The sequence below is a fragment of the Bacillus sp. z50 genome, from assembly GCF_058313585.1.
The window spans coordinates 100,617-125,454 of sequence record NZ_JBZFQL010000004.1 but is presented as its reverse complement, the minus strand read 5'-3'; the positions used below and the strand labels follow the sequence as shown (position 1 = coordinate 125,454).

29 protein-coding genes are annotated in these 24,838 nt (G+C 36.8%); 18 read left to right on the top strand and 11 right to left on the bottom strand.

Going from position 1 to position 24,838, the window contains the following annotated elements; translation table 11 throughout:
• Positions 1–112: 112 nt before the first annotated feature.
• Positions 113–1,021 carry a 3-hydroxyacyl-CoA dehydrogenase gene (locus tag AC4G3N_RS13220; RefSeq protein ID WP_066101657.1) on the bottom strand — a complete coding sequence of 303 codons (909 nt, stop codon included), beginning with the start codon at positions 1,019–1,021 and terminating at the stop codon, positions 113–115.
• A 243-nt stretch (positions 1,022–1,264) separates the two neighbouring features.
• Here AC4G3N_RS13220 and hlpB point away from each other — a divergent pair, with 243 nt between their 5' ends.
• Positions 1,265–1,567 carry an HNH nuclease-like protein HlpB gene (hlpB, locus tag AC4G3N_RS13215; protein WP_148630864.1) on the top strand — a complete coding sequence of 101 codons (303 nt, stop codon included), beginning with the start codon at positions 1,265–1,267 and terminating at the stop codon, positions 1,565–1,567.
• A 4-nt stretch (positions 1,568–1,571) separates the two neighbouring features.
• Here hlpB and AC4G3N_RS13210 read toward each other — a convergent pair whose 3' ends face one another.
• The 6 genes from AC4G3N_RS13210 to AC4G3N_RS13185 are packed head-to-tail and all read right to left on the bottom strand — an operon-like array spanning position 1,572 to position 3,452.
• Entirely contained in the window at positions 1,572–1,790 is a 219-nt protein-coding gene (locus AC4G3N_RS13210) for a spore germination protein (RefSeq protein ID WP_066101652.1), read from the bottom strand.
• Positions 1,790–2,185 (bottom strand): spore germination protein GerPE, encoded by a 396-nt coding sequence (locus tag AC4G3N_RS13205; RefSeq protein WP_148630866.1) that lies wholly within the window; start codon positions 2,183–2,185, stop codon positions 1,790–1,792. Before AC4G3N_RS13205 ends, AC4G3N_RS13210 begins: the two co-directional genes overlap by 1 nt.
• Before the next feature lie 13 nt (positions 2,186–2,198).
• Positions 2,199–2,375 (bottom strand): spore gernimation protein GerPD, encoded by a 177-nt coding sequence (locus AC4G3N_RS13200; RefSeq protein WP_139063800.1) that lies wholly within the window; start codon positions 2,373–2,375, stop codon positions 2,199–2,201.
• A gap of 8 nt (positions 2,376–2,383) precedes the next feature.
• Positions 2,384–3,001, bottom strand: coding sequence for a spore germination protein GerPC (gene gerPC / locus AC4G3N_RS13195; protein WP_139891462.1), 618 nt, complete (start codon positions 2,999–3,001; stop codon positions 2,384–2,386).
• Positions 2,998–3,219, bottom strand: a complete 222-nt coding sequence (locus AC4G3N_RS13190) for a spore germination protein GerPB (RefSeq protein WP_139891461.1) — start codon at positions 3,217–3,219, stop codon at positions 2,998–3,000. The genes gerPC and AC4G3N_RS13190 overlap by 4 nt, the downstream gene beginning before the upstream one ends.
• A gap of 11 nt (positions 3,220–3,230) precedes the next feature.
• Positions 3,231–3,452: a spore germination protein gene (locus AC4G3N_RS13185; protein ID WP_139891460.1), complete on the bottom strand. Its 222-nt coding sequence runs from the start codon at positions 3,450–3,452 to the stop codon at positions 3,231–3,233.
• A gap of 188 nt (positions 3,453–3,640) precedes the next feature.
• On the opposite strand from AC4G3N_RS13185, the gene AC4G3N_RS13180 reads away from it, so the two are divergent.
• From AC4G3N_RS13180 to AC4G3N_RS13140, 9 genes are all read left to right on the top strand, one after another.
• Complete coding sequence (locus AC4G3N_RS13180) at positions 3,641–4,831, top strand: DUF418 domain-containing protein (protein ID WP_148630868.1); 1,191 nt, start codon at positions 3,641–3,643, stop codon at positions 4,829–4,831.
• 124 nt (positions 4,832–4,955) lie between these two features.
• Positions 4,956–5,840 carry a fumarylacetoacetate hydrolase family protein gene (locus AC4G3N_RS13175; protein WP_148630870.1) on the top strand — a complete coding sequence of 295 codons (885 nt, stop codon included), beginning with the start codon at positions 4,956–4,958 and terminating at the stop codon, positions 5,838–5,840.
• A gap of 80 nt (positions 5,841–5,920) precedes the next feature.
• The gene (locus AC4G3N_RS13170) at positions 5,921–6,277 is read left to right on the top strand and encodes a YisL family protein (protein WP_491090323.1); all 357 of its coding nucleotides are present in this window, start codon (positions 5,921–5,923) and stop codon (positions 6,275–6,277) included.
• A gap of 121 nt (positions 6,278–6,398) precedes the next feature.
• A complete protein-coding gene (locus AC4G3N_RS13165) occupies positions 6,399–7,247 on the top strand; it encodes a GNAT family N-acetyltransferase (protein WP_491090322.1) in 849 nt (282 codons plus the stop codon).
• Between the two features lie 246 nt (positions 7,248–7,493).
• Positions 7,494–8,207, top strand: coding sequence for a copper homeostasis protein CutC (locus AC4G3N_RS13160; RefSeq protein WP_066101628.1), 714 nt, complete (start codon positions 7,494–7,496; stop codon positions 8,205–8,207).
• 442 nt (positions 8,208–8,649) lie between these two features.
• On the top strand, positions 8,650–9,210 hold the full coding sequence (locus AC4G3N_RS13155) for a DUF2238 domain-containing protein (RefSeq protein ID WP_066101624.1): 561 nt from the start codon (positions 8,650–8,652) through the stop codon (positions 9,208–9,210).
• Positions 9,211–9,392: 182 nt separating this feature from the next.
• Positions 9,393–9,899: a DNA topology modulation protein gene (locus tag AC4G3N_RS13150; RefSeq protein ID WP_066101621.1), complete on the top strand. Its 507-nt coding sequence runs from the start codon at positions 9,393–9,395 to the stop codon at positions 9,897–9,899.
• Between the two features lie 31 nt (positions 9,900–9,930).
• A complete protein-coding gene (locus tag AC4G3N_RS13145; RefSeq protein WP_066101617.1) occupies positions 9,931–10,401 on the top strand; it encodes a DinB family protein in 471 nt (156 codons plus the stop codon).
• Positions 10,402–10,628: 227 nt separating this feature from the next.
• Positions 10,629–11,165 carry a DUF1572 family protein gene (locus AC4G3N_RS13140; RefSeq protein WP_066101614.1) on the top strand — a complete coding sequence of 179 codons (537 nt, stop codon included), beginning with the start codon at positions 10,629–10,631 and terminating at the stop codon, positions 11,163–11,165.
• Positions 11,166–11,341: 176 nt separating this feature from the next.
• Here the strand turns inward: AC4G3N_RS13140 and AC4G3N_RS13135 are convergent, their stop codons facing one another.
• A complete protein-coding gene (locus AC4G3N_RS13135) occupies positions 11,342–11,911 on the bottom strand; it encodes a DUF2777 family protein (protein ID WP_066101611.1) in 570 nt (189 codons plus the stop codon).
• 221 nt (positions 11,912–12,132) lie between these two features.
• On the opposite strand from AC4G3N_RS13135, the gene asnB reads away from it, so the two are divergent.
• From asnB to AC4G3N_RS13115, 4 genes are all read left to right on the top strand, one after another.
• Complete coding sequence (gene asnB / locus AC4G3N_RS13130) at positions 12,133–13,983, top strand: asparagine synthase (glutamine-hydrolyzing) (protein WP_491090321.1); 1,851 nt, start codon at positions 12,133–12,135, stop codon at positions 13,981–13,983.
• A gap of 130 nt (positions 13,984–14,113) precedes the next feature.
• Entirely contained in the window at positions 14,114–14,320 is a 207-nt protein-coding gene (locus AC4G3N_RS13125) for a helix-turn-helix transcriptional regulator (protein ID WP_491090320.1), read from the top strand.
• Complete coding sequence (locus AC4G3N_RS13120) at positions 14,317–14,724, top strand: hypothetical protein (RefSeq protein ID WP_491090319.1); 408 nt, start codon at positions 14,317–14,319, stop codon at positions 14,722–14,724. The genes AC4G3N_RS13125 and AC4G3N_RS13120 overlap by 4 nt, the downstream gene beginning before the upstream one ends.
• A gap of 109 nt (positions 14,725–14,833) precedes the next feature.
• A complete protein-coding gene (locus AC4G3N_RS13115; protein ID WP_254654684.1) occupies positions 14,834–15,760 on the top strand; it encodes an aminoglycoside phosphotransferase family protein in 927 nt (308 codons plus the stop codon).
• Between the two features lie 122 nt (positions 15,761–15,882).
• On the opposite strand, the gene AC4G3N_RS13110 is transcribed toward AC4G3N_RS13115, so the two are convergent.
• From AC4G3N_RS13110 to AC4G3N_RS13100, 3 genes are all read right to left on the bottom strand, one after another.
• A complete protein-coding gene (locus AC4G3N_RS13110) occupies positions 15,883–16,365 on the bottom strand; it encodes a hypothetical protein (protein ID WP_066101599.1) in 483 nt (160 codons plus the stop codon).
• Positions 16,355–16,738, bottom strand: coding sequence for a hypothetical protein (locus AC4G3N_RS13105; protein ID WP_066101598.1), 384 nt, complete (start codon positions 16,736–16,738; stop codon positions 16,355–16,357). The genes AC4G3N_RS13110 and AC4G3N_RS13105 overlap by 11 nt, the downstream gene beginning before the upstream one ends.
• Positions 16,739–17,532: 794 nt before the next feature.
• A complete protein-coding gene (locus AC4G3N_RS13100; RefSeq protein ID WP_066101596.1) occupies positions 17,533–19,275 on the bottom strand; it encodes a glycoside hydrolase family 13 protein in 1,743 nt (580 codons plus the stop codon).
• 334 nt (positions 19,276–19,609) lie between these two features.
• Between AC4G3N_RS13100 and AC4G3N_RS13095 the strand changes: the two genes are divergently transcribed.
• The 4 genes from AC4G3N_RS13095 to AC4G3N_RS13080 all read left to right on the top strand — a co-directional run bounded on the left by AC4G3N_RS13095 (position 19,610) and on the right by AC4G3N_RS13080 (position 24,784).
• Positions 19,610–20,875: an extracellular solute-binding protein gene (locus AC4G3N_RS13095; protein ID WP_066101595.1), complete on the top strand. Its 1,266-nt coding sequence runs from the start codon at positions 19,610–19,612 to the stop codon at positions 20,873–20,875.
• A 196-nt stretch (positions 20,876–21,071) separates the two neighbouring features.
• Positions 21,072–22,361, top strand: a complete 1,290-nt coding sequence (locus tag AC4G3N_RS13090) for a carbohydrate ABC transporter permease (RefSeq protein WP_066101593.1) — start codon at positions 21,072–21,074, stop codon at positions 22,359–22,361.
• Positions 22,361–23,206: a sugar ABC transporter permease gene (locus AC4G3N_RS13085; RefSeq protein WP_066101590.1), complete on the top strand. Its 846-nt coding sequence runs from the start codon at positions 22,361–22,363 to the stop codon at positions 23,204–23,206. The genes AC4G3N_RS13090 and AC4G3N_RS13085 overlap by 1 nt, the downstream gene beginning before the upstream one ends.
• A gap of 36 nt (positions 23,207–23,242) precedes the next feature.
• Positions 23,243–24,784 carry an alpha-amylase family glycosyl hydrolase gene (locus AC4G3N_RS13080; RefSeq protein WP_139891449.1) on the top strand — a complete coding sequence of 514 codons (1,542 nt, stop codon included), beginning with the start codon at positions 23,243–23,245 and terminating at the stop codon, positions 24,782–24,784.
• The last annotated feature ends 54 nt before the right edge of the window (positions 24,785–24,838 follow it).

The window sequence follows — 24,838 nt, the reverse complement described above, 5'->3', positions numbered from 1 at the left end:
TCTTATATAAAGATTCTTGATATATTTTTAAAATCCTTCTTCAGTGGACCTAAAGAAATCCTATTAGCATTTATGCCAATAGGATTTATCTTAGAAGTATCAGTGATCTGGTTTAAGGCTGTAGAAAGTCTTTTTTCTTATAGGCTGGATTCGGATATTTATAGAATCCTTCCCCTGTTTTCATACCCAATTTGCCTTTGTTAATAAATTCTGTTTTGACTAAATCTGCAATGTCCTTGAATGGATTTTGCTCTGGATTTGGATGCTTTGCTGCTTTAGTACTGACGATGTTATAAACTGTTTCCAAACCGACTACATCAATAATCGCAAATGGTCCAAGAGGTGCACCTGTAGCAATCATCCATGTTTTATCGATTGTATATGGATCCGCTACTCCATTTCCCCATAGATTTTGGGCTGCATCCAGTAATGGAACGAGTAAGCTGTTTAGAATATAGCCAGGTTGCTCTTTTTTTATATGGAGCGGAACCATTCCAATTGCGGCTGCGAATTGCAATACATCTTCAACCACTTGGTCATCAGTTTGAGGATGTGGCATGACTTCTCCAGTATTATTCATCCAAACGCGGTTTGCGAAGTGCAGGGCCAGGAATTTCTCCGGACGTCCGGTATATTCGGCAAAATCACTAGGAAGCATCGTAGAAGAGTTTGTTGCAAACACCGTATGTTCAGGTGCAACTTTACTCAACTCAGTGTAAAAGTTAATTTTGATTTCTTTTAACTCTGGAATAGCTTCGATGACCAAGTCGGCATTAGCTGTTGCGATTTTTAAGTCTGTTGCATATTGAATACGTGATTGAGCAGACCGGGCTGCTTCCTGTTCATTTTTAAAATAGGCAATGTAGGTATCTTCTAAATCGGTGATACGATTCTTTGCTTGTTCAATGGCGCTCTCATTAATATCATAAATGGTGACATTAAAGCCTTTAAAGGCTGTTTGAAAAGCGATTTGACTCCCTAAAACCCCACTGCCTGCAACTGTCACATTTTTATAATTCATGATTAATTTCCCCCAATCTGTAAATTGGATATTAAGTTCTTACCAGTAAATATCCATACCCTTCAAGGAAAATATACTACTATATTGTTAAAAATAAAAATAGTAAGACTTTAGACTTGTTCAAGTGAAATAAAACGATATAGATAGGAGTAAAACAGGAATGGATGTCACTTAATAATGGAAATATAAATGAATACGATCATTGTGCTAATTTAGGAAAAGGTATGAAAAGGAGGGGATTATATGAGTAAAGCAAGGAGCGGTGTATGTGAACTCTGTCTACGAAATTATGTCGAACGGACGATTCACCATTTAATTCCACGCGAATATGGTGGGGGCCCCAATGATACCTCCAAGCTATGCATTCCATGCCATAAACAGATACATGCTCTTTATCCAAATTTGGATTTGGCTGTCAGACTTAATACGATTGAGAAACTGAGAGATGATCCTGAAATCAAGAAATATTTAAAGTGGATTGTAAAGCAGCCGGCAGGTAAATTACCGCGTATAAAAAAATCCGGCTATAAGGCCGGAAAAAGGTGATTGATTAATTATTCGCAGAGATGGGCTGATCAACCCCATTTATACCAATAACGGAGTTTCCGCTAAGTCCATTTGTATCAAAAATAATTCCACCGGTAATTCCAGAACCTGATCCATTCACACTTTTAGTTGCATATTTTGGGGAGATAACCAGAGAGTCGCCGAATTGAATAATTCCGCTTCCTGCATTAAGGACTTGAACGGAACCGACAAGAGCAGGCATTAAGTTTCCTCCCTTCTTTCATTTTTGGGCCGATTAAGAAGCTGTCTTACATTCATGACTCTAGTTTCGGATCGGATAAACCGGCCGTTTCCTACCTGTAATAAAGAGGAAGCAGAGATGGCCTGTGTTCGGATGCAATCAACAAAAAGGTATGGATTAACATTCTCAAAATTGATATGGACCATTTCTTCAATTGGTTCAAAGTCAGGCACTGTGTAAAATACTTTGTAATCTCCGAAATTACCTTCCTGTCCGTAAAAAATTTCCTGTTCCCGCTGATAGGCAAGGACATTGTCAACTGAGTAACTATATTGAAGTTCTCCTATATCAAATGTAGATCCCCTTGATAAAATGGATACATGAATATGATCGACTATCGATGTTCTTTCCCACATGGCATGGTCCTCTTTAACGATTAACAATAGGCTGCAAGGGTCCAAATTCTAATGCGTTTAATGGCGTGTCAGAGGCAGCAAATAGCTGCATGGTTTCTGTATCGCCGACTTTAATAGCAGAGGCGCTCGATACAGATATCAACTTTATACAGCCAACCTTAATTTGTTCGTTTACGACATGGAAATTCATCACATTGCTCACTGCTCCTTCATTGAATCAGGATAAACCTCTATAAATCTGATGATGGCGTTTTCGATATCTGTTTTGAGTACTTCTAATATTTGCTCCCGAATTGCCGGGATTTTTTGCTCAGTCCGGTTATGAGGTGGCGTTTGGTCCAAATAATGATGAATGCGCTGAGGAAGCTGCCGGGCAAGATCCTCCATGATAAAGGAGCGCATGGTTTCATCCGTTTTTTGTTCGCAGATATGTTCGGCTCTTTTAAAGATTTCATCCTTCTGATTATTTAGGTCAAGTAAAACCTCACTCGTTAGTTGATGGACAAATTCATCCCTGGATGGAAAGAGAAATGGACCGGAAGGAGTATGATTATTGATGGCCAGCTCATCGATTTTTTCTAAATCTGAAGGGGTTAGCCCTATATTTAAGGTACCCTCCAATCTTTCCACTTTCAGTTGGTCAAATTTATACTCTATCCGATCGACACGAATCGGTGCCTGGTGTTTTGCCTCTGTTAATTCTTCTTTTAATTTCTTTACGTCTTCTTCCAGTTTGAAAATAGCCTGCTGTTGATATTCCAGCGTATTTTGTAAATAGTGTAGGAATTGGGTTAAATCCTGCTGCACATGACTCATCCTTTCCTATTCTGGACTTGAACCTGCGGAGAATCTTCTTCAGTCTCAAAAAGGGGATGGTGCGCTTCCGGAGCAGGTGCCTCAAAGCCACCGGAATTGGTTATGAGTGACTTGGATTTGATGATACCGGCACTGCCGATTTGCAGCACGGATGCATTAGCAATTGCATTAATTTTAATGGTATTAATCATAATCGTTTGCTTAACAAAGATGTTCATTTTCTTCACCTCTATAACGTAAATGCAATTGGTTGATCGACAACATCTGCATCAAACGTATTCGTAGCACTGTAAGGATTGTTTACAGCTACATAATCACCTGTATTAAATGAACCCGCTCCGGAAAATGTTTTAGCATTAGAGTAGGGAGTGACTTTGTAAATATCCCCCACATTAAATACACCGCTGCTCCCTACACTGAGAATTTGGACAATACCTACAATACCTGGCACATTTAACACCTTCCTTGAGTATACCTGTATCTACCTTCTTAACAATTCTTTAACAGTATATGAGGAATGGGCTGAAAGGTGAGGGAACCTCTTTGCTTTAGAAAAAACAGATAATTATGATAGGGGATTTTAGCAGAAACTGCTAAACTGGTTTTATAAGAAATTTTTAGGAGAGATGGGGTGTTCTATTGCAATCCATAACGGATAAACAAAGGATACATGTGGTTGATTTTCTGCGTGGGATTTCAATTGTAGGAATTTTATTGGTCAACATGCTCGATTTTCATTCGCCTTTTTTGTATCTTGAATTAGATTATTGGGATAACAAGCTAGATCTCTATACATATGCACTCATTGATATTTTGGCACAGGGGAATTTTTACCCGCTTTTTGCCTTTTTGTTTGGGTTCGGTACGGTCATTTTAATGATTAGGGCAGAACAAAAGGGGAAATCGTTTCCTGCTTTATTTACAAGGCGGATGATCTTTTTGCTTTTGCTGGGAATGATTCATGCATTTTTAATTTGGCACGGTGATATTTTAATCACGTATGCCGTTTGTGGGTTACTTTTGCTGCTTGTTTATCGATTAAAAGGTAAAACATTGCTTCGTTTATCGGTATGGTTATATACCATTCCTTATGGAATATTTGGGTTGCTTATTCTGCTGCTCGAATTATTGACCCCAACATCTGGTTTGTTAAATACCGATTTTTCGAAAATAAATAAAGCCATTGAAATCTATTCAAGCGGGACGTTTACAGAGATTTTTACATTGAGATTTAATGACTGGGCTGCTGTCAATGGACCGGCAAATATGTTTTTTTTATTTTTATCCGTTTTTCCATGTATTTTGGCAGGAATGGCATTTGCCAAACTGGAATGGCTCACCAATCTTAAGGTTCATCAGAAAAAGTTACAGATCATGTTCCTTGTATCATTGCCTATAGGACTGCTTTTGAAAATGTATCCGTATCTGTCGAGCCAAAATTATGCGGCTGAATTTTGGCAGGATATTTTTGGCGGCCCCTTCCTGACACTGGCCATTATAACAGGGATTACCCTTATTTATGAGAAATCTCCAAAGGTTAGAAAAATGGCTGTTCCTTTTGTCAGACTGGGACGAATGTCGCTTACAAATTACCTTATGCACTCCATTCTGTGTACGCTGATCTTTTATTCATACGGCCTCGGATTATATGGCGAAGTGGGAGCTTTTATGGGTACTTTATTAGCTGTATTGATTATCTTGTTTCAAATGGTATTTACAAAATATTGGTTACGCTCTTTTAGAATGGGACCAATTGAATATGGCTGGAGAATCGTTACTTACTGGGACAAACCATCATTCAAGCGGGAAAAGGTATATGATACATTTTAATAAAGGTGGAACGCAGTTTAATAAGAGTATAGCTTAAAAGGATAGAGATAAGTAATTTATCATTTTGTAGCAGAAAAGAGCTGCATAAATGGTTTTAAACCAATATGAAAGGAATGTGGGAAGGATGAAATTTTCAACCGTCAATGATAATGGACAAGCAGTAGCAGGACTGATTGATCAGGATTTATTTTATTCTTTAGAAGTAATTAGGCAATCCAGTGAGGTACTGAAAGGATTGCCAACTTCTTTACAGGCTTTGATTGAAGAATCTGAAACATGGCTGCCAAAGCTTCAGGGATGGGTACAAGCTGCAGAGAAAACAGAAGGTAAATCAATCGACTCTTTAATATGGCTGGCTCCTCTGCCGCGTCCGCACAAAAATATTTTTTGTGTAGGTAAAAATTACGCTGCACATGCTACTGAATTTGATGGCGGGGTTCCACCGGAGGATATGATTGTATTTACGAAGGCTCCAACCGCAGTCAATGCCCATAAACAAGTTGTGCCTCTTCATACAGAAGTAACGAATGAGCTGGACTATGAAGGGGAATTGGCTATTGTAATTGGCAAAAAGGGAACCTCTATTTCCCGTGAAAAAGCTTATGATCATGTTTTTGGATATACCATCTTAAACGATATTACAGCAAGAGATTTGCAATCAAAGCATCAGCAATATTTCCTGGGAAAAAGCCTGGATGGTACGTGTCCAATGGGTCCATGGATTGTTTCAAAAGATCATGTGCCACATCCGTATGATCTGGAAATTAAAACAAAAGTAAACGGGGAAACAAGGCAGCATGCCAGAACGTCATTATTTTTGTTTCCTATTGACGAAATCATCGCTACTATTTCAAAAGGAATAACGCTTGAGCCTGGCGACATTATTGCGACAGGTACACCGGCAGGAGTAGGAAAAGGGTTTAAACCACCGCGTTATTTAAAAGACGGTGATGTGATTGAAATAACTATAGAATCGATTGGGACCTTGAAATCTATCATTTCTAAATAAATTGTAAATACATAATGTTCGAAGATTACAACCTAGTATGCTACTATTATGTTGAATATTGCTGAAAGTGGGGGGATTTTATGAGTGGGTCTACTTATGAACATATTTTTATGTGGGTGTTATCTATTATTGTGTTCTTAGTGTCTTTAAAAATGACAGGTAAAAATTTGAAAATAATGATGATGATTAATAGGGTGCTATACATATTAATTATTGCAACAGGTATCATGATGTTAATGAATGTTTCCAATATTAGTGGTGAATACATCGCCAAGACGGTTATTGGTGTTTGGGTAATCGCTGCAATGGAAATGACAAACGTGAAGCGATCAAAAGGAAAGAATCACAAATCTTTCTTCATCCAGTTTTGGATTGCGTTTGTATTAGTGTTATTGCTAGGCTTTAGATTACCTATTGGTATTCAATTATTCGGATAAGTTATGGCTCAGTCGATCGAGACTGGGCTTTTTTTTATTTAATCTAATAAATTTATTATAATAAAAGGTTTTTTCATTTTACTTCCAGAATTAATTTAAATTCAGAAGGGAGATGAAGTTCTTGAGATTTACGGAACGTACTTTGAGAATTTTTAAATACGCGCAAATAGAAGCCGAAAGGATAACTAATATTATTTATCCAGTTCATTTAGTACTAGGAATGTTGCTTGAAAGGACTGGTGTCTGTGCTGAGCTATCTATTAAGAATCCAGAACTTCGGAATCTGTTAATTAAGCGGATTAAAGAAGTGTACTCGAATACATACGAACATGGAATTAGTTATGAGTCCTTTAAAATGAACATTTCTTTATCGACTGATCAGGTATTAATACATGCAAGTAACCGAATGAAACACTTTAACCAGATTTATTTGAATGAGGGTCATCTGGCTGATGCAATATTTAAAAGCAATGATCATTCAACAAGTTCCATACTGGAAGGCTTAGATGTTTCCAGCATACTTGCAATAATGTCCTTCCCTAGAGATATGCTTGTTCCTCTGAAGGATTATGAATTCCCAAGTATTTTAACAAGTAATATAAATTATCGGAAAGCGGAGCAAAATGATGCCGCATCGTTAAAAGCCTTTGTGGAAAGTGAATTTGGAAATGGGTGGCTGGATTCAATTGAAAATGGTTTTTTACAAGATAATATTCCTATTTTCATCGCTTTAGACGATAACCAAATTATTGGATTCGCTTGCTTTGATGTAGTAAGAAAAAGGAAGGGATTGTTCGGTCCGATGGGTACTACTCTATCAAATCGAGTCCAAGGAATAGGATTCATTCTCCTTCATCATTGTTTAAGAGAGATGCAGGAAATAGGCTATGAATATGCAATCATCGGGCAGGCTGGACCACTGGAATTTTATGAAAAAGCGTGCAATGCTGTCGTGATTCCAAGGAATTAGTGACTGTGATTTTGAACTTACAGATACTTACAGATACTTACAGAGGGAAGGGGTTAAACCTATATTTGTAAGGTGAAAACCCTTATAGTATTCAATCTTACTATTTAGACCAATGGTTATATTTTGATTGTTTTATAAAATAACGCTCGGTTCGTTTTGTTATAATGAAGTTTATAAAATAATAATTTTCTCTATAGGGATATCATCCCGTCGATTAAATAATGTGAACTAGCAGCAGGTGATAATATGATTTTGGAATGTATAGTGGAAAATGAAAAAGATGCCATTAAAGCAGAGCAGCTTGGATTTAACCGTTTGGAATTAGTGTCTGCTATGTCGGAAGGCGGACTAACCCCAAGTTATGGAACAATAAAACGTGTAATCGAAAATGTGAAGATACCTGTTCAGGTGATGCTGCGACCGCATAGCTATTCTTTTGAATATGATGAGTTCGATTGGATGTCGATGAAAGAAGAGCTTCAAGCCTTTTCAGATTTGGGTGTACAAGGGATTGTATTTGGCTGCTTGAGGAATGGGAAAATCGACCAGGATCTACTGGAGAAAGTGATAAAGGAAGTACCGCATTTTGATATTACGTTCCATAGGGCGTTCGATGAACTAAAGTCTTATGTAGAGGGACTCGAAGTGCTTTGTCAGTACTCCCAGCATGTAAAGCGGATTCTAACTTCCGGCGGTGAAAGTAGAGCCTATGAAGGCAGGGAAACACTGCAGCAGCTGATTACGTTATCAGATGGATGGTCGGGTCCTGAGATCTTAATCGGCGGTGGCCTGGATAAGGAGCATATTCAGGAATTGCATTCATTCCTGAATGCAAAGGAATACCATTTTGGGTCCGGGGTCCGAAAAGACCGTTCTTTTGCCAATGGGTTCGACACCGAAAAAATAGAGTACTTGCTCGAGTTATTTGAAAGTAAATGTCGAAGAAATACTACTCTATGATTCATAGAATATTAATTTTAGTTTATCCGGTATCTTGGATATTCAAAGAAACTATTAAAACTATATGGTCATTATGTGGATTGTCCGTTATGGTTCTATAACCTAGTGAATGAAGGTAGCTAGAAACAGTCAGAGGCAATGGCTAAGCCGCTTTTTTATTATTCAGTCAGGATAAATACTTGGTAGTTTCATATCAATTTAATAGGATAGAAGCATTTTTCTATGATAATGAAGTGTGTGAATATCATGCAACATAGCGGTGTTCATATATTTTCTTACCAAACAATGAGAAATGTTAATTGAGCTAGTTGTTCAAATGGATCTTTGATGCTGCCGCCAAATGTGCGGCTTTTTTTATTTATTACGAATATAAAACGCATCCATACATTCAGCATATTTTATTACTAAATATAATTTTTTGACAGCGAGAGGAGAAACAGTGATGCATAGAATTAAAATCGAAACAATCACTTTTTGGATAGTTACACTGTTAATGGGGGCTGCAACGATAATAATGTTCATAGAAGGTGACGGTACGAAAGGATTCATGGGTATTTTAACTTGTATAAGCTTAGTAGTATTAGGGGGGTGGCAATGGAAAGCAAAAAAGCCGCTTGACGGGCCGCTTATGATGATGACGTATTTATTTATTTTCATTTCAGTAGGTATTGGTACATTTGGCGGAGCGTACGCGATTAAGCACTTTGATGATTTCCTCCATGTTACCTCAGGTATTTGGCTTGGGTATGCAGCATTGGTACTCACTAGGCAAATAATTGGTGAGAAGCTTACACAAAAATTGCCGAAAGCGTTTCTGGCTAGTATCATGGTTATCTTTGCGCTTTGCCTAGCTGGTGCATGGGAGCTGCTCGAGTTTGCGGGCGATCAATTATTTCATTTTACCGCTCAAGGGCGAGATCATAAGGATACGATGTTTGATATGATGGATGGATTGATTGGTGGGATTATTAGCGCAGTTTTTTACCTTATCATCAGAAAATAATAAATGAAGTCGGCCGCATGATTGTGGCCGGCATTTTTACTATTTTATTATTTTTCGTTTGAGTTAGTTAGATACGTTGATTTTAGAAGGAGTAACACTAATTTTGTTGAAATTATAATATTGAAGTTCGGTAATAGAAGAAGGATATAGTCTAAAACTTTTTATTTTGACAGGGGATTCATATGAAAAAAATCATGCTTATTGGTTCTGGAGGTTCAGGGAAATCAACTTTAGCAAGACAACTAGGTGGAAAGTTGAATATAAATGTCTATCATCTCGATTCATTATTTTGGAAACCTAAATGGGTAGGCATTCCTAAAGAGGAACAAATACAGGTTCAAAATGAGCTAGTAACAAAAGAATATTGGATTATTGATGGTAATTACAGTAGCACGATGGATATAAGGTTAAATGTAGCCGATACGATAATCTTTCTTGATATACCGAGAACAATCTGCATTTACAGAGCATTTAAAAGAATGCTCCAATATCGAAATAAAACAAGACCAGATATGGGAGAAGGCTGTGAGGAGAGATTTTCTTTCGAGTTTTTAAAATGGATCTGGGAATATCCAAAAAAGCAAAAACCAAAAATTTTAAACAGACTCAAACAGCTAGCGGAAGACAAAGAGATTATCATTTTGAAATCAAAAGGAGAAGTTGAAAGGTTCTATGAAAAGATTAAATGATTATATTTACTGAAAAAGGGGGAGGATTTTTTTGCAAATCTTTTTTAAATATAACTGGATGGTAAGAGAAGAATGGTATCGTTGGTGCGAAGGGGTAAGTGAACAGGAACTTCTGCAAAAAAGAACGGGTGGAATGGGAAGTATATTACATACACTTTTCCATATAGTTGATGTTGAATGGAGCTGGATACGTTTATTGGAAGGTAAAATAGAATTTCAGGAGAGTTTTGAGGGTTATAGAAGTTTGGATAAGGTCCGGAAATTGGACGCAGAATTTCATCTGGAAGTGGCAAGCTTTGTGAATAACTGGAATGCTACAATGGAAAATCGGTTATTGTATGGTACCTCATATGATGGAAAAGTTGTAACAGATACTTGGGGAGAAATCATGAGACATACCATTGCCCATGAAATTCACCATATGGGACAATTATCAATTTGGGCAAGAGGAATCGGAAAAACGCCGGTTTCTGCAAACCTTATTGGACGGGGTCTTTCATGAATTCAAATTGAATTTACTTTAGTCGGTATCTGTAAGTGCAGTAATTAAAATGATACTGAATAGCTTATATGTAAAAGTTGGATGGATAGGAGGGTGTCTATTTTCTTCCGCAGCATAGAAAACTTTTTTTATTGATATTGGTTAAATTGTTCAAAGTAGATTTTAAACAAGAAATGTTTACGGTTAATGATATAAAATTTCCTGACTTATGATGTGGGAGGATACTGATGAGTATGGAGAATGAGTATTTAAGGATTATTAAGGAACGATTTAAAAGTGTTAAAAGTCTTGGAGATAAAGCAATTTCACAATTATCAGAAGAAGATATACATTGGGCTTTAAATGAGGAATCCAATAGTGTAGCTGTTATCGTACAGCATTTAAGCGGCAATATGGTATCTAGATGGACCGATTTCTTGAATTCGGATGGAGAGAAGCCTAATCGGAATCGGGAACAGGAATTTATAACTCATCTTTTAACAAAGGATGAAATGATCGGTATTTTAGAAGACGGATGGAATACTCTCTTTAAAGCATTACATAATTTAGGCGGTGAAGATTTATTAAAGAAAGTATATATACGTGCGGAAAGCCATTTGGTAATAGACGCTATTGAGAGACAATTAGCTCATTATGCGTATCACATTGGACAAATCGTCTATATAGGTAAACAAATAAAGAGTAAAGAGTGGGAAAGTCTTAGCATACCAAAAGGCCAATCAGAAGCTTATTTGCAGCAAATGCTGAAAAAACATCAATCCTGAAATAGGGTATCCTCCTAATAAAACCCCTCTAAAAAGTAATTTGCCTATAGCAGACAGCCTTTCATTTGAAGTAAACAGTATATAACCTAAAGTGCTCACGAGCTGAAAGTACTTTAGGTTATCACGATTTAAAATGGATTGGAGATGTGTGAAAATGAAATGAGCTGCCAGTGTCCTTAATCCTTGTTCTTTACTAATTTTTCAATGATCATTCGTTTTCCAGTATTCAGGGTAAATTCAAAGCGGTTTTGTTCTTTGTTGTGCTCGTTAAAATGGTGGTGGACAGAGCAGATATAATCACCATTATCAAAAATGAAAAAGTTCGTGCCTGATGACTGGGCTGTAGATGAAAAGGATAATTGGTTATAGCCATAGATACAGTCATAAGCAGAGAAATCCATGCTGTTTAACGTCGTGATGAATTGAAAGAAAGCATCATCCCTTAATTCCTCCAGTAATCGTTCCAAAGAGTATTGTAAATTTTTTTTAATACGAACCTGGTCTTCATCTTTTATAAAAATAAGCTCTTTGCCCGATAAAAGCTTCCCGTCTTCTACTAATGTCCCTTTTCTCCAACGATTATTACGATAAATGGATATCTCATTATTCATATATTCCTCAAGTGGGTATGCCTCATCTGTTTCTTCATCGAAGAAGACCCATTGATCATTGATGTTTTCAAAGATTCCTTCTGTATATGCTCGCAGCTGTTTACTTAATAGTTGATTTCTAAGTTGATTTTTCATTTGTGCGCCTCCAAGTGCAGATAAAAGAGTCTATGTAGAACTCAAATTACTGCATATCCGTTTTGTAATGATAAAATTTATGGCACTGTTTTCTATTTCTTAACATAAGCATCTTCTTTTATAACCCCACCCCTTAAAGTTGGACAATTAACAACTTTGTGTAAGATGCATATCATGTTAGCAGGAATGGGCCATTTGCTTGTTTGAAAGGATGATGCATTTTGTGCGGTATTACTGGCTGGGTTGAATTTAATCGATCTATTGATCAAGAGAAAGAGATTCTCATTAAAATGACAAATACACTCTCAAAACGTGGACCGGATGACACGAATATTTGGGATAGCCAACATGTCGGTTTGGGACATAAAAGGCTCATTGTGGTGGATCCGATCTGTGGAAAACAACCTATGATCCGTGAAAAAAATGGGAATCAATTTGTACTATGCTATAATGGTGAACTTTACAATACAGAAGATATACGAAAAGAACTATTATTAAAAGGATATTCATTCACTGGCCATTCGGACACTGAAGTTCTGTTAACTGCCTATATGGAATGGCAAGAAAAATGCGTGGATTTTTTTAATGGGATATTCGCCTTTGCGATTTGGGATGAAGCCAAACAACAATTATTTGTGGCAAGAGATCGATTAGGGGTAAAACCTTTTTTTTATTCCCTACAAAATGGCCAATTTTTATTTGGTTCTGAAATAAAAGCTATTATGGCTCACCCGGGAGTCAAGCCGGTTCTAACAAGAGAAGGACTTGCAGAAATATTCGGACTTGGTCCTTCACGATCACCTGGTTCAGGGGTTTTTAAAAATATTCATGAACTCCGCCCAGGACATACCTTAACCTTTAATAGAGATGGACTTAAAATTAACCGATATTGGAATGTGAAGAGTGAAACACATCAGGAGAGTCTAGATGAAACCGTGGAAAAGGTCCGTTTTCTAGTGACGGATGCTGTAAAAAGACAATTGGTTTCAGATGTTCCATTATGTACATTCCTATCAGGCGGACTTGATTCAAGTGCCATTACAGCAATTGCTGCCAAGCAATATCAGATGGACGGGAAACCTGCTCTTAATACGTATTCGATTGATTATGAGGATAATGCTGCTCATTTTCAAGCGAATGAATTCCAGCCCAATGCGGATGGTCATTGGATTGAACTAATGAATCAGGAATTTGGCACGAAACATCACTATTGTGTCATCAGTCAGGAAGAACTGATTAATAATTTGGGAGAGGCCGTAATCGTAAAAGATTTACCGGGTATGGCAGATATCGATTCTTCTTTGCTTTGGTTTTGCAGAAAAATCAAAGAGGACTATGTCGTCGGTCTTTCTGGAGAATGTGCGGATGAGATTTTTGGAGGCTATCCATGGTTTCATAATCCTGAACAATTATCAAACGATACTTTTCCATGGATGCGCTCTATCCATGAACGAAATCAATTACTTAGACAAGACTGGAGAAAAAAGCTATCTCTTGAAGAGTATGTAAAGCATAAATATCAAGAAAGTCTACAGGAGACGCCTTTGCTTTCGGGAGAATCTGACTTAGAAACAAAAAGAAGGCAGTTATTTTATTTAAATATGACCTGGTTTATGACCAATCTGTTGGATCGTAAAGACCGAATGAGTATGGGAGCAAGTTTAGAAGTACGTGTTCCATTTGCAGATCATCGTCTAGTGGAATATGCCTGGAATATACCGTGGGATATGAAAATGGCAGGTAACCGGGAAAAGGGAATTCTAAGGAAAGCCTTGAAGGGAATCCTACCGGAAGATGTTTTATACAGAAAGAAAAGCCCATATCCGAAAACGCATAATCCTCTTTATACAAAGCTTGTGAAGGATTGGCTTGAGGAATTATTAGAGGATGGGGATTCCCCCCTATTCGAATTCTTCGATAAAGATCAGCTGAAAGCCCTTGTTGATACTGGAGGATCTTCATTTAAAAAGCCATGGTTTGGGCAATTGATGTCCGGTCCGCAATTACTTGCTTATTTGATTCAAGTACATTTATGGTTTAAGCATTACAATATTACTTTGGAGGATTCATAAGTAAAACTAAGGCTGCCTATATCATGGCAGCCTTTTCTCGTGCAAAATACGGTATAACTGAAGAATCTCGTTATGTAATTTATATTTTACATTATGGAATATATATGTTACTTTAACATCGAGGTGTATTATGGAAAATTTAGTAAAAGTTGCTCGTGTAAGAGTAGGTTTGACGCAACAGCAATTGGCTGAAGCTGTTGGTATTACAAGGCAAACGGTTAGTCTTATTGAGAAAGGGAAATACAACCCATCATTAAAGCTATGCTTGCAAATTTGCTATACAGTAAATACAAAATTAGATGAAATCTTTTGGATTGAAAAGGAGAATATTGAATGAAAAAGATTACAGATGAGAGGCTTATCTTCAAAAATTTACAAAATATTAAAATAGCTTATACCATACAAACACTTGGTATTCTATGTATACTTGGATACGATTTTTTTCAGGGCGGCCTTGAACAAATGCGTTCAAATCCTTTTTGGTTTTTATTTATATTAACTTCTGTTGTGTCTGCTTATTTATCAATGAGTGTAAGTATCGAACATGAGAAAGAAAACATTAATCCTAAAAAATCATTTATGATAAGTTTAATAGTATTGACAGCTATTGTAGTCATTTCTGCCTCTCTCATTTCAATTACACCTGGCTATGGATGGGGGGAAGGTCTGCTTGTAGGAGGTGTTATTTTTATCTGTGGTTTTACACCTTTGTATTATGTTTACCGGTTAAGAATGAAATAAGGAAATAATTTTGTAGATGAATAAGTATATAGAGATATGGTTTAGCAGCTTTATAAGGTCTAAGAAAAAAGTGATTCTACATAAAAAAACATGAGACGGAGGTAGTATATTGATTGATTTCTCTTTTTGCTTCAGTCAAACCGAAAGTGAAAAAATAATTAATCGCTTTGGGTTGGATTTTTATAAGAAGGTCTTGTTAGATCTTGTATATTATGCTGACAAGTGGAGTTTAACAGCTATTCAATTCATTCCGTCTTATTCCGCAAAGGTAGTGTTTAAGTGTCAATCTAAAAAATATGGTGATGTGGTCCTGAAACTAGGTGATCCTTCTTTAGGAGAGATTATTTCAGAATATCATACATTATGTCAATATCATGCGCGGGGATTTTGTAGAGTGATTGAAGCGGACATTGAAAATGGTGTCATTCTTGAAGCCCGTATACAGCCTGGTACATCTTTGAGAGAAGAGAATTCACTTGAAAAAAGATTATCTGTTTTTTGTCACTTTTACAAAGGACTTCATATCTCCCCATCTAAATCTGTGGTTTATCCTAGTTATATGCAATGGGTCGATCGAATAACAGAATACATGAGCAAACAAAAAGATTGTAGAGAGCTATATTTATATATGAAAAAAGCAAGGAATATTTATTTATCGATTTCAGCTATGTATTCTGAAAAGGCGTTGCTTCATGGTGATTTACATCATGATAATATCCTTCTTGGTATGGATGGAGAATATATAATTATTGATCCTAAGGGTGTCATCGGTGACCCAGTGTTTGATGTTCCGCGTTTTATATTAAATGAATTTGATAATAAAAAAGATAGGGAAACGTATAAGAAAATAAACAATATCATTGAAGTTTTAGAAAAAGAGCTTACTATCCCAGATTCTATTATAAGGCAATGCCTATATGTCGAAACTCTTATGAGCGTGTGTTGGTGTATAGAGGATGGTGGAGAATATTCAAGTGTTAAGAAAGATATTATATTAGCAGAAGCTTTGTTGAATAGCTGCTCTTTAAATCTCTGAACTAAATAGAAAGTTATTGGAGGATTAATCCATTATACTAGAAGAAAAACAGAATGAAACAATATATATAAAGCCGGAAACCTTCAGAGTAAATTTAGTCTCCAAGGCTCCCGGCCATTATATTACTTGAATATATGGTTAATGACTTCATCCATGGACATTGTACTATCAACTTCAAATACGCCAGGCTTCAGTTTGTTTTCCAGCTTTCTGCTTTCAATTGTTTTCGTAAAGCTAGAAGCATCATTAATGATTTTTCCTTTAACCAACGCTTGAGCAACATCAATACTGGTCATTCCGCTAGCTACATTTATTACTGTTTTGTAGATAACTTTTTGATCCTGCTGTTCAGAGGTTTCTTTTGCAGTTTGCTCTGCTTCTTTCAGTTCAGCGGAATATTCATCCTCTGTTTTTATAACATATCCCAAAGAAGATAGCTCATCTTTCATTTCATTTTCTGTCATTTCTTTAGTGATGGTATTTTTGGGAGATTCTGCAGCTTGAGTAACCGTTTCTTCCTCAGAGGAGGAATAATATACGGCGCCGCACACACCTGCTGCCACAATGATCCCAGCAGCAAAGCTACTTAGAACTTTAGGCGTCATTGGCTACTTTCCTCCTTCTTTGGCTAGGGCCTTCGTATGGAGCAAGCAATTCTACTACTTCTTCCTCCGTAAGTTTGTGCATAGAGGCAATACTTTTAGTGGAATAGCCGCGCTTATATAAGTCTAGCATTTTCACCATAGCTTGGCGTTCTTCAGAGTGATGAGTCATGATACCAGCTTCCTGAGCAGTAACCTCTGCATTTAATTCTAGTCTATTGATTTGCTCCTGCAGTTTGTTCGTTTCATCGAGCATGACTGCATAATAACTTTCTAACTGCCTTTTTTCCTCCTTCGTTTGCTTCTTCATTTTCATAAATGCAATAAGAAGTAAAACGACAGCTGTACTAAATAAGATAATTAAAGCTATATTCATTTGTTTATATCCTCCTATAAAAATCCTCTATTTATTATACATATAAAAATAGCATTTACGACAGAAATTGCCCAAAAGAAAAAAATTTGTAATCTTCTTTTCAAAAAAAGTGCTCTTTAACAAGCGATATGGATGACTGTTATACATAACTTGTTATTTTATTGGTAATATAGTGAATATTTAGGTGTGAGTTAAAGCAGGTAAGTTATAGATAAGTTTCATTTAATAGGAGGAAGGCAATGGTTAGATTGGAAGAAATGAAATCAGATGAGTTTCAAAATTATCAAGTTATGCAATTAAAAACTATGCAAATGAACACTTAAAGGCTGGTAATTGGAAGGAGGCAGAAGCAATTGATCAGGCTGCTGCAGAATTTAAAAGGTTATTACCTGATGGAAAAGATACCGCTAATCATCACCTATTCTCTATTCGTGAGGAAGAGAGAGAAGTAGGTATGATTTGGCTTGCTCAGCTTTCAACGATTAATATTTGGAAGGATAATCAAGGACTTGGTTATGGAAAAGAGGCAATGTAAGAAATTAAAATCTTCGCCCAAAATCAGGGTCTTAACTATATAGGGCTTCACGTCTTTGGTCACAATAAGTGGGCACGAGATTTATATGAGAAATTAGGATATATAGAAACGGATATTATCATGAGGAAAAAATTAAGATAAAAACAGTCCTTAAGTGGATTATTTGTATCTATGGTAAGTTTTATGGAGATAATTGCTGAAGAATGGAAAGCATTTTGTTGAAAAAAGCCGCCCAAAAACAGGCGGCTTTATAGATACTTTATTTAGAAACAGAAAGAATCGTATATCCGTCTTCAGAAAGTGTAAGCTGACCTTTATCATTCCATTGACTTTTAGAATCCATGTAAAGTGGCTTAGCACTCTTCCATTCTTTCAAAGAAATAGACTTTGATTGTTTGCCAAGATTAATGCACACATAGGCAAGAGATTCAGAGCTTTCTCTTTTATACATAACTACATCAGGATCATGAGCTACAAAGAGAAGATCACCTTCATTGGCGAGGACCTTATGATCTTTACGTAAGTTAATTAAGGATTGCACATGCTTACGAAGCTCGAGGTCTTGATTTTTGTCCTCCCAAGGCATACATTTACGGCAGCCCGGATCATCTTCACCATCTAGTCCAATTTCATCGCCATAATAAATGCATGGCGTTCCCGTAAAGGTAAGTAATATCGTGAAAATTTGTTTGATTTTATCAAGATTACCTTCACATTCTGTTAAAATCCTAGGTGTGTCATGGCTTCCGATTAAATTGAAGGCCGCCATATTCACAATATGTGGATACATATGATAAACCTTCGTCATTTTTTCAGCAAACTGTGTAGGTGTGATGGTGTTTTTGGCGAAAATTTCCAAGATTGCAGTTAAGAATGGATAGTTCATTACAGCATCAAATTGGTCTCCACGCAGCCACGGCATGGAATCATGCCAAATTTCGCCGAGTATGTATGCATCCTCTTTTTCAGATCTGACTGCTTTACGGAAATCACGCCAGAAATCAAAATCTACTTCATTGGCTACATCTAGTCTCCAGCCATCAATATTGCATTCACGGATCCAATACTTAGCCACATTTAGCAAGTATTCTTTTACTTCTGGATTCTTTGTATTTAATTTTGGCATTGTTTCTACAAAACCAAAGGCATCATAGTTGAGATTTTCTTCAACCATTGGAAGGCTGCGCGTATGGAACCAATCCTTATACTTGGAATCTTCTCCTTTTTCTAATACATCCTGGAATGGCTTGAAATGATAGCCGCTATGATTAAATACCGCATCAAGCATGACCCTTATACCGCGCTTGTGGCTTTCTTCAACGAGTCGTTTTAATGTTTCCTTCGTTCCAAATTGTGGGTCAAGCTCCATATAATCAATGGTGTCATATTTATGGTTGGAATAAGCATGAAATACAGGGGTGAAATAAATTCCAGTAATGCCTAAATCCTTGAGATAATCTAAATGATCGATGACCCCTGCCAAGTCACCGCCAAAGAAATTGGTTGGTGTCGGTGCGGCACTTCCCCATGGCAAAGTACCTTTAGGATTTAATTTTGCATCCCCGTTTGCAAACCGTTCGGGGAAGATTTGGTACCAAACAGTATCTTTAACCCACTCTGGTGCGCTGAATACTTCTGTATGATGAAGATATGGTAAAGCAAAGAGAAGGCCGACTTTAGGAAGTTCCTCGTAAAAACCTTTTTCAGAATAATAGGCTGTTTTAGCATTCTTATCTGTTAAACGGAAAGTATAGCGAGCTCGGCGGTGGGGAAGATCAATGGTAGAACGCCAATAATCATACAGTTCATCACTGCCGGTATAGTCCATATTTTTTGCTTTGTAAATCCATTCACTGCCCTGAAAATCATAGGGATCACCATATAGTAACTCCATCTTTTCAATATCATCTTTTTTACTCATGATCATAATCGTAATGGAGTTTAATGATGAACTATACATAAATTGATCTCTTGCAAAGTGAATAACAGATGCTTTTTCCATGTAACCTTTCTCCTCTCAATATACAAGTGAATATTAATGCAAACGCTTGCGCCTTCTATTCATTAACTATATCAGTTAATGATAAATTTTCAATCTCGAAAATTTCAGATAATAACAATGTGTTTTTACCCATAAAACGATGTAAAATAACTTAATAAATAATTCACAATTTTATTATTGTTAAATTTTGATAAATAAGTATAATAAAGGTGTTGAGTCTGCAATCGTTTTCATTAGAAAATTAATACAAAAATTATTATATTTGAACATCAAGTGCATTCTTATGTGCAAACGTTTGTTTACTTAGCGATATTATAAGAGGAGGGGTTGACCCATGAAAAAAGCATACTCCATGTTAATGGTGCTCATGCTCGTAATTGGCGTACTGGCTGCTTGTGGACCAGACAGAGAGAAAGAAACAGGCAGTAAGGAAGATACGAATACGGATAAACCTGAAAAACTAGTCATTTGGGAAGATACAGATAAAGGACCTGGCTTAGAGCCGGCTATAAAAGCATTTGAAAAAGAGCATGGAATTAAAGTTGAATATAAAGAAATGGGTATGGCAGATAAGATTCGTGAACAAATCAGATTGGATGGACCAGCTGGAAAAGGTCCGGATGTTATCACATTGCCGCATGATCAAATTGGTCAATTAGCTATTGAAGGTGTATTAGCTGAACTAAAAGTAGACCAAAGTGTAATCGATACTTTTACAGAATCTTCTGTTCAGGCACAAACCTATGATGGTAAATTATATGGCTTGCCAAAAGCTACTGAAACACCAGTCTTTATTTATAACAAGAAACTTATGGAAAAACCGCCTGCAACAATGGATGAATTATATACATTTGCAAAAGAGAACACAAAAGGCAAAACATATGGATTTACAGCTAAATGGGATGATTTTTATCATGCATATGGTGTAATTGGCGGTATGGGTGGTTATGTGTTTGGAGAAAAAGATGGATCTCTAAACCGTGATGATTTGGGACTAAATAATGAAGGTGCAATTGAAGGCGCTGAATTTATTGCTAAATGGTATAAAGAAGGCCTGTTCCCTAAAGGGATTATTGGAGAAAGCGGCGGTTCAGCACAGGATGGTTTATTTAATGAAGGAAAACTGGCTTCCGTACAAAATGGACCTTGGGCTTTCCAAGGATATAAAGATGCAGGTATAGATATTGGAGCAACTGCATTGCCGACACTTCCAAATGGAGAACACATGAAAACCTTCATGGGTGTTAAAGGATGGCACGTGTCAGCTTACTCTAAAAATACAGATTGGGCTACTAAATTGGTTGAACACTTAACTAATTATGATAGCGCGAAAGTTCGTTATGAAAAAACACAGGAGATTCCTCCGGTTAAAAAATTGATTGAAGATCCAATTATTGCTGACAATGAATTTTCTAAAGCAGTAGCAGAGCAATCCCAATATGCGATTCCAATGCCTAATATACCAGAAATGGGAGAAGTTTGGTCCCCGATGGCAGCGGCTTTAGAGACAATCGCAACTGGTAAAGCAGATGCTAAATCTGCAATGGATGAGGCAGCGAAGACAATCAAAACAAATATTGATACCAACCATAAAAAATAATGCTAGGTAAGGGTTAGGCGGTATCCAATTATTCTGGATATGGCCTATCCTTTTATAACAAGGTATTGGTTATATTGCATTTTAGTGAAAACTCGGGAAGAGACTTTCTCTTTGTTCATCTTCCCTTTAGAAAGTTTGTTTCTGGGCTTTCACAGAATATAGCCAATTCTTTTCGTAGAAAGGGGAAAAACCCACGATGGATATAATTCCTGCTCAAACAAAAACCAACTATGCTAAAAAGGCTGCTTTATTTTCGATTATTCCAGGGTTTGGACAGTTTTTTAATAAACAATACATAAAAGGAATTATCTTTCTTATTTTGACAGCCTCTTTTTTTATTGCTTTTGCAGATATGTTAAATATTGGATTTTGGGGATTGGTCACTTTAGGTGAAATTCCGAAGCTTGATCATTCTGTTATTTTATTGATAGACGGCATTCTAACGTTAATTGTAACGATTATTGGTTTAGGTATTTACGCTTTTAATATTTACGATGCTTATAACAATGGTAAAAAGAGAGACCAAGAGATTGCATTAAATTCTATACGCGAGCAATATCAAAATTTAATTGATAATGGATTCCCCTATCTAATTGTTTCTCCGGGATTTTTGTTATTAATTTTCGTTGTTATATTTCCGATTATCTTCTCTTTCCTTTTGGCATTCACAAACTATGATTTGTATCATTCCCCGCCTGCAAATCTGGTCGATTGGATTGGATTTCAGAACTTTATTGATATTTTTAAAATAGAAATATGGAGAACCACATTCTTTAAAGTGTTTGGCTGGACTATTGTATGGACATTTACAGCAACGACTTTACAAATTGCACTCGGAGTCTTTCTGGCAGTATTGGTTAATCAGAAAGATTTAAAGGGCAAGGCTATCATTAGAACCGTCCTGATTTTGCCTTGGGCCGTTCCTGCCTTTGTATCCATCCTTGTATTTTCAGGTATGTTTAATGAATCATTTGGTATTATCAATACGACGATTCTTCCGGCTCTTGGATTACCTCCAGTGGATTGGATGACGGAAGCAAACTGGACAAGACTTGCTTTAATTCTCATTCAGGGCTGGTTAGGATTTCCGTTTATTTTTGCCATGACAACAGGAGTCCTTCAATCTATACCGGAGGATTTATATGAAGCGGCCACGATAGATGGGGCTAGCTTGATGCAGAAATTTAGAAAAATTACTTTACCGCTCGTTTTGTTTGCCACTGCGCCTATACTAATCACACAGTATACGTTTAATTTTAATAACTTTAATTTAATCTTTTTATTTAATAACGGAGGCCCTGCCATACCGGGTCAAAATGCGTGGGGTACGGATATATTAATTTCGTGGATTTATAGATTGACAATGACATCGGCTCAATATGGAAAAGCTGCCGCAGTTACGATGATTCTTTCACTAATTGTCATGTCTGTAGCATTATGGCAATTCAAACGGACTAAGTCTTTCCAAGAGGAGGATATGATGTAATGAAGAGTTCAAAAAAGAATAAAATGATCCGCTTAACCTTATCTTATATAGTCATAGCCATCATGTTTGCCATTGTCATCTATCCAATTCTTTGGATTATAGGCTCATCCTTTAATCCGGGGAACAGTTTGTCCGGTTCAACGATGTTTCCCAAAAATCCAACGCTCGACCATTATAAAGAGCTATTTGATATGAAAAACAGTGATTATCTGATTTGGTACTTTAACTCTCTTAAAATTAGTATTATGACAATGATTTTAACGGTTATTACGGTTTCTTTTACAGCCTATGCGTTTTCACGATATCGGTTTGTTGGGAGAAAAAATGGATTAATGACCTTTTTGATTTTACAAATGATCCCGAACTTTGCAGCCTTGATTGCCATTTATGTATTGGCCGTTCGGACAGGATTGCTGGATACACATATCGGCTTAATTTTACTGTATGTGGGTGGACAAATTCCGATGAATACGTGGTTGATGAAGGGGTATCTTGATACCATTCCACGTGAACTCGATGAAAGTGCGAAGATGGATGGAGCTGGTCATTTACGTATCTTCTTCCAAATCGTCCTGCCTTTGGCAAAACCAATCATAGCGGTTGTAGCGTTATTCGCTTTTGTTGCTCCTTTCGGAGATTTTATTTTAGCGAAAATATTAATTAGCTCAAGTGATCAGTATACGATTGCAGTTGGTTTATATGAACTGGTTGGTAAGAAATTTGGAGCAGAATTCACCAAGTTTGCAGCAGGTTCGGTTTTAATTGCTATTCCAATTGCTACCCTTTTCCTATTCTTCCAAAAATACTTTGTTTCCGGATTGACGGCTGGCGGTACAAAGGGATAAGGTTATTTTGATGGGAGAAATAAGGGGGAAATTAGTATGTTAAAAAAAGTAATGGCCATTCTGCTGGCGCCGTTTATCTTACTTTCGACAATTCCAGTATCTGCGGAGGAAATAGAGGGAAGAGATTGGCAGGATGAGTCCATCTACTTCATCATGGTGGACAGATTTTATAATGGTAATACGAAAAACGATCATAGTGTGGACCTTGATAATCTTAATACATACCAAGGCGGGGATTTTGCCGGTATTATGCAAAAGTTAGATTATTTGCAGGAAATGGGCTTTACCACTATTGCACTGAATTCAATCGTTGAAAACACAGAATCAGGCTATCATGGAGATTGGGCTCTGGATTATAGAAAGATCAATGCGAATTATGGAACATTAAAGGAATTTAAACAGTTAGTGCAAGAAGCTCATAAACGTAATATGAAAGTGATCGTTGACTTTAATGCGAATCATGTCGGACCTAATCATCCATGGCTTAAGGATTCGGCAAAAGAAGATTGGTTTCATGAAAGAAAAGATGTGACCTCTGCAAGTAACCAGGAAGGGAAGCAGGCTGGATGGATAGATGGATTACCAGATTTAGCACAGGAAAATCCTGAAGTATCTGCTTACTTGCTGGATGCTGCGAAGTGGTGGATTACAGAAACCAATATTGACGGCTATCGCTTGAATGATTTGGAGTATGTTTCTGTTGATTTTTGGAGTAATTTCAGTAAAGAAATGAAATCGGTTAAAAATGATTTCTTTCTACTTGGTAATGGTACTATAGAAAATACATCTGATTTGGTTGGCCTTCAGGAATCAGGCATTGATGGTGTACTAGATAAACAACAAATGGAAGCGTTGAGAGAGGTATTTGCTAAACCGGATCAGAAGATGAATTCATTATTCACTATCTGGAATGAACGAATGCAAACGATGAGTCAGCCACATCAGTTGGGAGTTATGGTTGATACAGAAGATATACCTAGATTCACTAAGTCAATGCAGGATCATAATCAATTCCCTGGAACGAGATGGGAATTACTAATGACCCATATGTATACCATGCCTGGTATCCCAATGGTTTATTACGGATCCGAAATAGCCATGAATGGTAATGAGATACCTGATAATCGCCGTATGATGGATTTCAGAACAGATAAGGATTTAATTGAATATATTGGTAAAATAGCTGCACTGCGTAAAGAATATCCTGCTTTAAGGAAAGGAACTCTTGAACTTTTGAACGAGCAGGATGGAATGGCCGTCTACAAAAGAGAGTATGAAGACCAAATAATGATAGTTGCGATTAATAATAGCTCGAAAACAAAAACCATTCAACTTGATGCAGCTAATCTTCCAGCAAGTGAAGAGTTACGTGGCAGGCTTAATGCAGATATGGTCAGAAAAAGTAATGATACCTATTCAATTACTTTGGATCGTGAAACATCAGAAGTCTATTTGGCAGCAGAAAAAAGCGGCGTAAATTATGTATTCATTGCTGTAATCGTTTTAGTTAATATCTTGTTCTTTGGGTTCCTTTATTTGGCACGAAGAAAAGGCAAACGGCAAAACAATCATAATTGAACGAAAATGGAGGGATGTTATTTCTCTCCTTTTTTTTAATAATAATCATAGACT